The following is a 7,711-nucleotide window of genomic DNA, read 5'->3' as shown; positions in this document are numbered from 1 at the left end:
GATCAGCGGGGCAGGGCTGTCCGCGATGTCCCGGACCGCGGCAAGCCACCCGCTGTGCAGCACCGACGACATCAGCGAACAACTGGAGGAACTTCAGCTCACGCTGGGCGAGGGGCCCTGCGTGGACGCCTTCACGCACGGCTCGACCGTCCTGACGCCCGATCTGCTGGCCGGTGAACTACAGGACCGCTGGACCGTGTTCGCCGACGCGGCCCTGGAAGCCGGAGCGCGCGCCGTCTTCGCCCTCCCCCTGCAGATAGGGGCGATCAGCCCGGGAGTTCTCGATCTGTACGCCGACGTTCCGACCGTGCTGGACGCCGAGGAACTGGCCGATGCCATGGCCTTCGCCGATCTCGCGACGGTGCTCCTGCTCGATGCGCGGATCGACGAGACGGGCGCACCGGCCGGTGGAGCACTGGCAGATCGAGGCTTCGAGGACCTGGGCGCATACCGGGCGGAGATCGACCAGGCCACCGGCATCCTCACCGTCCAGCTCGGCGTCGGCATCGACGAAGCCTTCGTCCGGCTCCGCGCCTACGCCTATATGCGAGGACGCCGACTGGCCGACGTGGCCACCGACGTGGTGAGCCACCGGCTCCGCTTCTCCCCGGACACGGAACCCGAACGGACCGACGAAGGCGCCTGACGCACCGGTTCCGGCCGACGAACGTGCTGCACTTCCCGCCCCCTCCCGGCGGGACTAGTCTCAATCGAGGGTGCCTACGATGAATCAGCAGCTCCTGGCCAAGACCTTCGTCGAGCTGGCGGACAACCTGGTCGCCGACTTCGACCTGATCGACTTCCTGCGCCTGCTCACCGACCGCTGCGTGGGGCTGCTCGGCGCGAGCGCCGCCGGTGTGCTTCTCGCCGACCGGGACGGCGAACTGCGCGTGATGGCCGCCTCCGACGAACGGGTACGCCTGCTGGAGCTCTTCCAGCTCCAGAACGACGAGGGCCCCTGCCTGAAGTGCTTCCGCACCGGCACGCCGGTGGTCGTCCCCGACCTGACCCGGGAGGTCGACCGCTGGCCGCGCTTCGTCACGGCGGCCCACCGCAGCGGGTTCGGGGCGGTCCAGGCTGTGCCCATGCGTCTGCGGGACGAGGTCGTCGGCGCCCTGAACCTGTTCCGCGCCGCCCCCGGCCCGTTCGACCCGGCGGGCACACTCATCGCCCAGGCCCTGGCCGACGTCGCCACCATCAGCCTCCTGCAACAACGCTCCACCCGACGCAGCACCGTCCTCAACGAGCAACTGCAGGCCGCGCTGAACAGCCGCGTACTGATCGAACAGGCCAAGGGCAAACTCGCCGAACGCCAGAACATCGACATGGAACAGGCCTTCACCGCACTGCGCGGCTACGCCCGTGCCCACAACCGCCGCCTGTCCGACCTGGCCCGCGCCTTCATCGACGGCACGGAACCCCTTCCCGGACTGGTGTCCTGATTCCCGGACTGGTGCCCTGACACGGTCGCCGAGGCGGCGAACGCACGCCGCTGCCCCGACACGAGCCCCACTCGCTTTCCAGAGGTAGTGGTCGAAACCCTGCCGCCGTGGCCAGGGCCGTGGCGCGGTGGTGGATCAGCGTTGCAGCCACTCGTCGAGAAGCGCGACCTCAGCTTTGCTGAGAGTGGGCAGTTCGGGCATGAGGGTGCGGAAGGCCGCGACGACGGCCGTCGGATCCTGGGTGGGGACAGCGGGCTCATCCGTGAGGATGGCGCGAGCGATCGCGTCGAAGGCGGCGTCGGCCAGGTGCGGGTCGCTCTGCTCCGGCGGCAGCGTCAGCAGGGTGTGGACGGTTCCGATCCCCGCCGAGCGGATGAGGTTGACGGCGCGTTCCTCGCTCACCCGAAGCCGCCCGGCGGCGGCGATTCTGTGCACCCGCTCGGAGAGGATCAGCACGCCCTTGACCTGCGCCGGGGTGTCGCGTGCGCGGGCCGGGTCGAGCAACAGGCCGAAGACGTACGGGTGGGCCAGGCCGAAGCTGATCTGCGTGTTCCATCCGGTGCGGAGGTCCTCCACAGGGTCGTCCGAGGGGGCGGTGGAATGCTTGCTCGCCACATGTTCGGCGAAGACTCGCTCCGCGGCGGCATCCAGCAGCTCGTCCTTGTCCTGGAACAAGCGGTAGAGAGCGGGAGGCTGCAGCCCAGCCTCGTGGGCCACGCGGCGGGTGGTCACCGCGGCCGGCCCTTGGTCACGCAGCAGGTCGGCCGCGATCTTCACGATGCGGTCCCGGGTGATGTCTCGCCGCTGCGTGTTCGGTGCCATGGGGACGATGGTATCGCCCAGGTGTGACAGGTGATGTTATCGATGATATTGCCAGCCCTTCGCTGTCGAACTGTCCGAAGGTGCTGGCAGCTGCGACCGACCTCCGGATCGTCTCCGATGGTCGCAACCAGCGGAAGTATCAGTGGTAACGTAATTTTCGTTCCGTTGGAAACAACCTCAGGCTGGAGCCACCGATGCTGATCGTCACAGGAGCCACCGGCCACCTCGGGTCACTGATCGTCAACCGCCTGCTGGAGCGGGTGCCGGCCGACCGGATCGGCGTCAGTGTGCGCGACGTGAGCAAGGCCGCCCAGCTCGCCGAGCGCGGCGTCCGAGTCCGAGCGGGGGACTTCACCGAACCCGCCAGTCTGAAGCACGCCTTCGAAGGTGCCGAGCGCGTCCTGGTCGTCTCCGCGGCCATTCGAGGCGGCGGCGCGTCGACCGCCAACAGCGCCGCCATCGACGCGGCACGGGAAGCGGGCGCCCGACGCATCGTGTACACCAGCCACCAGGCCGCCTCTCCCACGTCGCTCTTCGCGCCGCAGAAGGTCCACGCGGCCACCGAGGAACACCTCAAGCAGCAAGGAGTCCCCTACACCGCTCTTCGCAACGGGTTCTATGCCTCCACCTTGGGCCACTACATCGGCGCGGCGCTCAAGACCGGCACGCTCGCCGTGCCGCAGGATGGCCCGATGTCCTGGACGGCCCACGAGGACCTGGCAGAAGCCGCGGCCTCCGCCCTGACCGAAGACGGCGCACTCGAAGGGATCACGCCGCCGCTGACGGCCCCGCACACGCTGGACTTCGCCGACGTCGCCGACATCCTCAGCCGCATCACCGGCCGGACCATCACCCGAGTCGTCATGGACGACGACGAGTGGACCTCCGCGGCAGTCGCCGGCGGGATGCCGCGGCCGGCTGCGGAGTTCTCCTTGACGATGTTCGCGGCATCGCGCAATGGCGAGTTCAACGCCACCGACCCCACCCTGGAAGCCACCATCGGTCACCCCGCGAAGACCGTCCACGCGGTCTTGGAGGCCACCTTGCGCTCCCGGTGACCGACCAGCCGTTGTCAGTCGGCGGTGACTGGAGGCTTCTTCGTACGAGCTCTGCGAGCGGCGACCGTCTACGAGTGATCCGGGCCGTATCGAATGCTGTCGAAGTCGAGTGGCGAGCCGCCGTCGGCGCGGGTGATCGCCCAGGCCAGGACCCCGATCGCGGGCGTACGGGCCAAGCGCCTCCTCAGCGCTCGGCCGCAGGTTCGAGTACGCGCGTACCTCCCCGGACGTCCACGAGCGTGACCTTCGCTACCGCAAGGTCGATACTGGGGATGACAGCACTACCACCGGCCCGCATCCCATCGTCCCGCACGCCTGACAAGCCGTCACGAAAGTCGGCATCGGGTCAGCATCAGTACCGCCACAGCCCGGCAATGAGCTCCACGAAGCGCCAAGATCAGGAACTACCGCACCAGGTTCGACCAGGGAAAACACAGGTCAGGAACTCGTCTGTTCATCTCACCGGGAGGTACCCATGAGGATGCTCATCAACGTGGCGGAGACGGTGGTCGCGGACGCGCTGCGGGGCATGGCGGCAGCCCATCCTGAGCTGACGGTGGACGTCGAGAACCGCGTGATCGTACGCAGGGACGCCCCGGTCGCGGGGAAGGTGGGCCTCGTCTCCGGCGGCGGGTCCGGGCACGAGCCGCTGCACGGCGGATTCGTGGGCCCCGGGATGCTGTCGGCGGCCTGCCCCGGTGAGGTCTTCACCTCCCCGGTGCCGGACCAGATGCTGCGGGCGGCGGCCGCCGTGGACAGCGGCGCGGGCGTGCTGTTCATCGTGAAGAACTACACCGGCGACGTCCTCAACTTCGACATGGCGGCGGAGCTGGCCGAGGACGAGGGCATCCGGATCGCCAAGGTCCTCGTCAACGACGACGTGGCCGTCACCGACAGTCTGTACACGGCCGGGCGGCGCGGAACGGGCGCGACGCTGTTCGTGGAGAAGATCGCGGGCGCGGCCGCCGAGGAGGGCGCGCCCCTGGAGCGGGTCGAGGCGCTGGCCCGGCAGGTCAACGAGAACTCCCGCAGTTTCGGCGTCGCGCTCAGCGCCTGTACGACTCCGGCCAAGGGCAGCCCGACGTTCGATCTGCCGCCCGGGGAGCTGGAACTGGGCGTCGGCATCCACGGCGAGCCGGGCCGGGAGCGGCGCGCGATGATGACCTCGCGCGAGATCGCCGACTTCTCCGTGCACGCCGTCCTGGAAGATCTCGTGCCGCGTAATCCGGTGCTGGTCCTCGTCAACGGGATGGGCGCGACCCCGCTGCTGGAGCTGTACGGCTTCAACGCGGAGGTGCAGCGGGTGCTGACCGAGCGGGGTATCGCGGTGGCGCGCACCCTGGTCGGCAACTACGTCACCTCCCTCGACATGGCCGGCGCGTCGGTGACCCTGTGCCAGGTGGACGAGGACCTGCTGCGTCTGTGGGACGCGCCGGTGAAGACGCCGGGGCTGCGCTGGGGCGTGTGAACCCGGTCAACGCGAGTCCGGCTGCCGCCCGGCGTCAAACCGGCCTCAACCGGGCCTCAACCGGGCCTCAGGGCAACCTTCGTAAACGCAAGGAGATTCCGTGCTCGACGCCGATTTCTTCCGCCGTTGGATGACGGTGACCGCCGCGTCGGTGAACCGCGAGGCACAGCGGCTCACCGACCTGGACTCGCCCATCGGCGACGCCGACCACGGCAGCAACCTGCAGCGCGGATTCACCGCCGTGACCGCCACGCTGGAGAAGGAGGCCCCGGAGACCCCCGGCGCCGTTCTCACGCTCGCCGGGAGGCAGCTGATCTCGACGGTCGGCGGCGCGTCCGGGCCGCTGTACGGCACCCTGCTGCGCCGGACCGGCAAGGCGCTCGGGGACGCCGCCGAGGTCACCGAGGAGCAGTTCACGGACGCCCTGCGCACGGGCGTCGACGCGGTCATGGCGCTGGGCGGAGCCGCGCCCGGCGACAAAACCATGATCGACGCCCTGGTGCCCGCGGTCGACGCGCTGGCCGAGTCGTTCGCCGCGGCGAAGTCCGCCGCCGAGGAGGGCGCCGTCGCGACGACGCCCCTGCAGGCCCGCAAGGGCCGGGCGAGCTATCTGGGCGAGCGCAGCATCGGGCACCAGGACCCGGGCGCCACGTCCTCGTCGCTGCTGATCGCGGCACTCGTGGAGGCGGCCGATGAGTGACACCGAAGGCAAGCTCGTCGGCATCGTGCTGGTCTCCCACAGCGCCGCGGTCGCGGCGTCCGTCGCCGAGCTGGCGACGGGTCTGGCCGGTGGCGGCACGACCGCTCCCGTCGCCCCGGCGGGCGGCACCGTGGACGGGGGCCTGGGCACCAGCGCCGAGCTGATTGCCGCCGCCGCGGCCTCCGTGGACCGCGGCGCCGGGGTCGCCGTGCTCACGGACCTGGGCAGTGCCGTGCTCACCGTCAAGGCGCTGCTCGCCGAGGGTGACGAACTCCCCGACAACACGCGTCTGGTGGACGCCCCCTTCGTCGAGGGGACGGTGGCCGCCGTCGTCACGGCCTCGACGGGCGCCGACCTCGCGACGGTGGAGGCGGCGGCAGCGGAGGCGTACACCTACCGGAAGGTGTGAGAACGGGGCCGCACCGTCCGCCGACCCGCCGAGGCCGAGGAGCAGGTCGCCGCGATCGCGTTCCTCGCCTCGGACGCGGCGAGCGACACCAACGGCGTGATCCTGGCCGCCGACAACGGCTGGGCCGCGGCTCGACGCACGGACTGGGGAGGCCCGGGACGCCGGGAGCCGAGGGCCTGGAGCCGAAGGTCGGGAGCCGGGGGTCGACGGCCGGGAGCCGGGAGTCGACGGCCGGGAGGCGGGAGCCGGGGGTGGGCGGCCGAGAGCCGGGGGCAGGTACGCCGCCTCGGTGGCCCGGTGCTTTCGGGGGCGGGTCGGGGTGACTCAGCGCTTCTTCGTGTCGTTCACGAACTTCCGGGCCAGCCGCTCCCCCGCCGCCACCGCGGCGGCGTGATCCTCTATGGGTGACACCCGGGAGTTCTTGAAGACGATGTAGGTGACCCCGGAGGGGGCGCCGCCGCCGCGCGGATCGGGGCGGATGCCGAGCACCTTGGCCGTCGCGTACGAGGCCTCGCCGATGATGTCCTGCGGGCCGGTGTCACCGACGACGGCGTACTGGACGCGGTCCTGGTAGATCACGGCCGCCACGGAGCCCGCCCCGATGCCGTGGTCCCGGAAGCTCCAGACGCCGCTGGGGGCCGGGACGACGATGTAGGGCAGGGTCTCGGCGCTCAGGTAACGGCCGTCGGACTGCTGGAAGGCCGTGGCGTCGGAGTAGAGCGGATCGGTACGGCTGTTGCACAGGGGGCCCGGTCTGCCGTCGCAGTCGATGTCCATGTCCGCCTTCCAGAAGACGGCCCCGTCGGCGCCGCAGACCGGGATGTCGGCACGGGTGCCGTCGTCGCTGCGGTAGCGCCCGTTCGAGACGACGGCGCAGCCACGCACCTTCGCCACCAGGTCCGCGGCCTGGACACCGCCCTCCCGCGTGACCGCGCCATGGCTGCCGGGGCGGACTGCGGTGGGGGCGGTCGACAGCAACGCCGGGGCCGGGACGAGCAGGGCCGCGGCGGCCGCGGCCAGCGCCAGCGAGTGGACACGCACGATGGGAGACCCTCTCCTGGGGGACATGGACGCTCATTTGCCCAAATCTGGTGGGCGTCCGAGAGCGCGTCCACCGGGAGGGGGCCGGACGGTGCACGGCCACTTTCCCGGCCGCCGTACGGCCGAGGGCCCGAGCCACAGCCGACTCCGGCCACTCGACCGCACGCGCCGACGCGGGATCAGCGACGACAGCGGTCCGCGCCGTGGGCACGAACTCCCCTGACAGCGGGGCGAGTTCACACCGCGTCACGGATCAGCATACGTACCTCCGAGACGGTCCGGCCAACAGCCGTTTCCCCTCTTGATGTGGCCGCGTCAGCCGTGTCTTATAGGTACAGACCAATCCCGTCGAGGGAAGGCAGACCCGTGCGACGCGTTCCCCCCACCGTCCCGCGCGTGCTGGTGTGCGGCGCACTGCTCCTGCTCGCGTCCTGCGGATGGGGGGCGCCGACCTCGGGCCAGGGCGAACGGCTGCCCGCCGCGCCGCTGGGCGTGACCGCCGCCGCGGGCAGCGCGACCAGCGTGCACGTCATGTGGAACCTGGCCGCCGAGGACCCGAAGGTCACCCGCTACGAGATATATCGCGGCACCACCAAAATCAAGGAAGTGCCAGGTTCGGAGCACATGGTGGACATCACCAGGCTCGAACCGTCCACCGCCTACGTCTTCACGGTCCGGGCCCGGAGCGCCGCCGGGGTCCCGGGCCCGCTCAGCAAGCGGGCGCGGGCCACCACCCCGGCGGCGGTCGCGGCCGATCGCACACCGCCCACG

General features: G+C 70.8%; 9 protein-coding genes and 1 pseudogene. 8 read left to right on the top strand and 2 right to left on the bottom strand.

All coding sequences use genetic code 11. The features are described 5' to 3' along the window. Positions 1-646, top strand: a 646-nt coding sequence (locus tag ACFWBT_RS39895) for a GAF and ANTAR domain-containing protein (protein ID WP_385708838.1), incomplete at its 5' end; no start/stop codon positions are given. 79 nt (positions 647-725) lie between these two features. Then, complete coding sequence (locus tag ACFWBT_RS39890; RefSeq protein ID WP_385708835.1) at positions 726-1,442, top strand: GAF and ANTAR domain-containing protein; 717 nt, start codon at positions 726-728, stop codon at positions 1,440-1,442. A 135-nt stretch (positions 1,443-1,577) separates the two neighbouring features. On the opposite strand, the gene ACFWBT_RS39885 is transcribed toward ACFWBT_RS39890, so the two are convergent. Further along, positions 1,578-2,264, bottom strand: coding sequence for a TetR/AcrR family transcriptional regulator (locus ACFWBT_RS39885; RefSeq protein ID WP_385708833.1), 687 nt, complete (start codon positions 2,262-2,264; stop codon positions 1,578-1,580). A 194-nt stretch (positions 2,265-2,458) separates the two neighbouring features. Here ACFWBT_RS39885 and ACFWBT_RS39880 point away from each other — a divergent pair, with 194 nt between their 5' ends. The 5 genes and pseudogenes from ACFWBT_RS39880 to ACFWBT_RS39860 form a co-directional block, all read left to right on the top strand. Next, entirely contained in the window at positions 2,459-3,322 is an 864-nt protein-coding gene (locus ACFWBT_RS39880; RefSeq protein ID WP_385708830.1) for an SDR family oxidoreductase, read from the top strand. 475 nt (positions 3,323-3,797) lie between these two features. Beyond that, positions 3,798-4,790, top strand: a complete 993-nt coding sequence (gene dhaK / locus ACFWBT_RS39875; RefSeq protein WP_385708827.1) for a dihydroxyacetone kinase subunit DhaK — start codon at positions 3,798-3,800, stop codon at positions 4,788-4,790. Between the two features lie 100 nt (positions 4,791-4,890). Then, positions 4,891-5,490, top strand: coding sequence for a dihydroxyacetone kinase subunit DhaL (gene dhaL, locus ACFWBT_RS39870; RefSeq protein WP_385708824.1), 600 nt, complete (start codon positions 4,891-4,893; stop codon positions 5,488-5,490). Then, on the top strand, positions 5,483-5,899 hold the full coding sequence (locus ACFWBT_RS39865) for a PTS-dependent dihydroxyacetone kinase phosphotransferase subunit DhaM (protein WP_385708821.1): 417 nt from the start codon (positions 5,483-5,485) through the stop codon (positions 5,897-5,899). Before dhaL ends, ACFWBT_RS39865 begins: the two co-directional genes overlap by 8 nt. 15 nt (positions 5,900-5,914) lie before the next feature. Then, positions 5,915-6,028, top strand: a pseudogene (locus ACFWBT_RS39860) (3-ketoacyl-ACP reductase); the annotation flags it as partial. Between the two features lie 195 nt (positions 6,029-6,223). On the opposite strand, the gene ACFWBT_RS39855 reads toward ACFWBT_RS39860, so the two are convergent. Beyond that, positions 6,224-6,940, bottom strand: coding sequence for a glycoside hydrolase family 75 protein (locus ACFWBT_RS39855; RefSeq protein ID WP_385708842.1), 717 nt, complete (start codon positions 6,938-6,940; stop codon positions 6,224-6,226). 366 nt (positions 6,941-7,306) lie between these two features. Between ACFWBT_RS39855 and ACFWBT_RS39850 the strand changes: the two genes are divergently transcribed. Next, a partial coding sequence (locus ACFWBT_RS39850; protein ID WP_385708819.1) for a fibronectin type III domain-containing protein occupies positions 7,307-7,711 on the top strand: 405 nt, incomplete at its 3' end.

It is taken from the genome of Streptomyces sp. NPDC060027 (assembly GCF_042737005.1).
In the GTDB taxonomy this organism is placed as follows: domain Bacteria; phylum Actinomycetota; class Actinomycetes; order Streptomycetales; family Streptomycetaceae; genus Streptomyces.
Note: the sequence above shows the minus strand (reverse complement) of the source record. Positions and strands in the feature narration are given on the sequence as shown.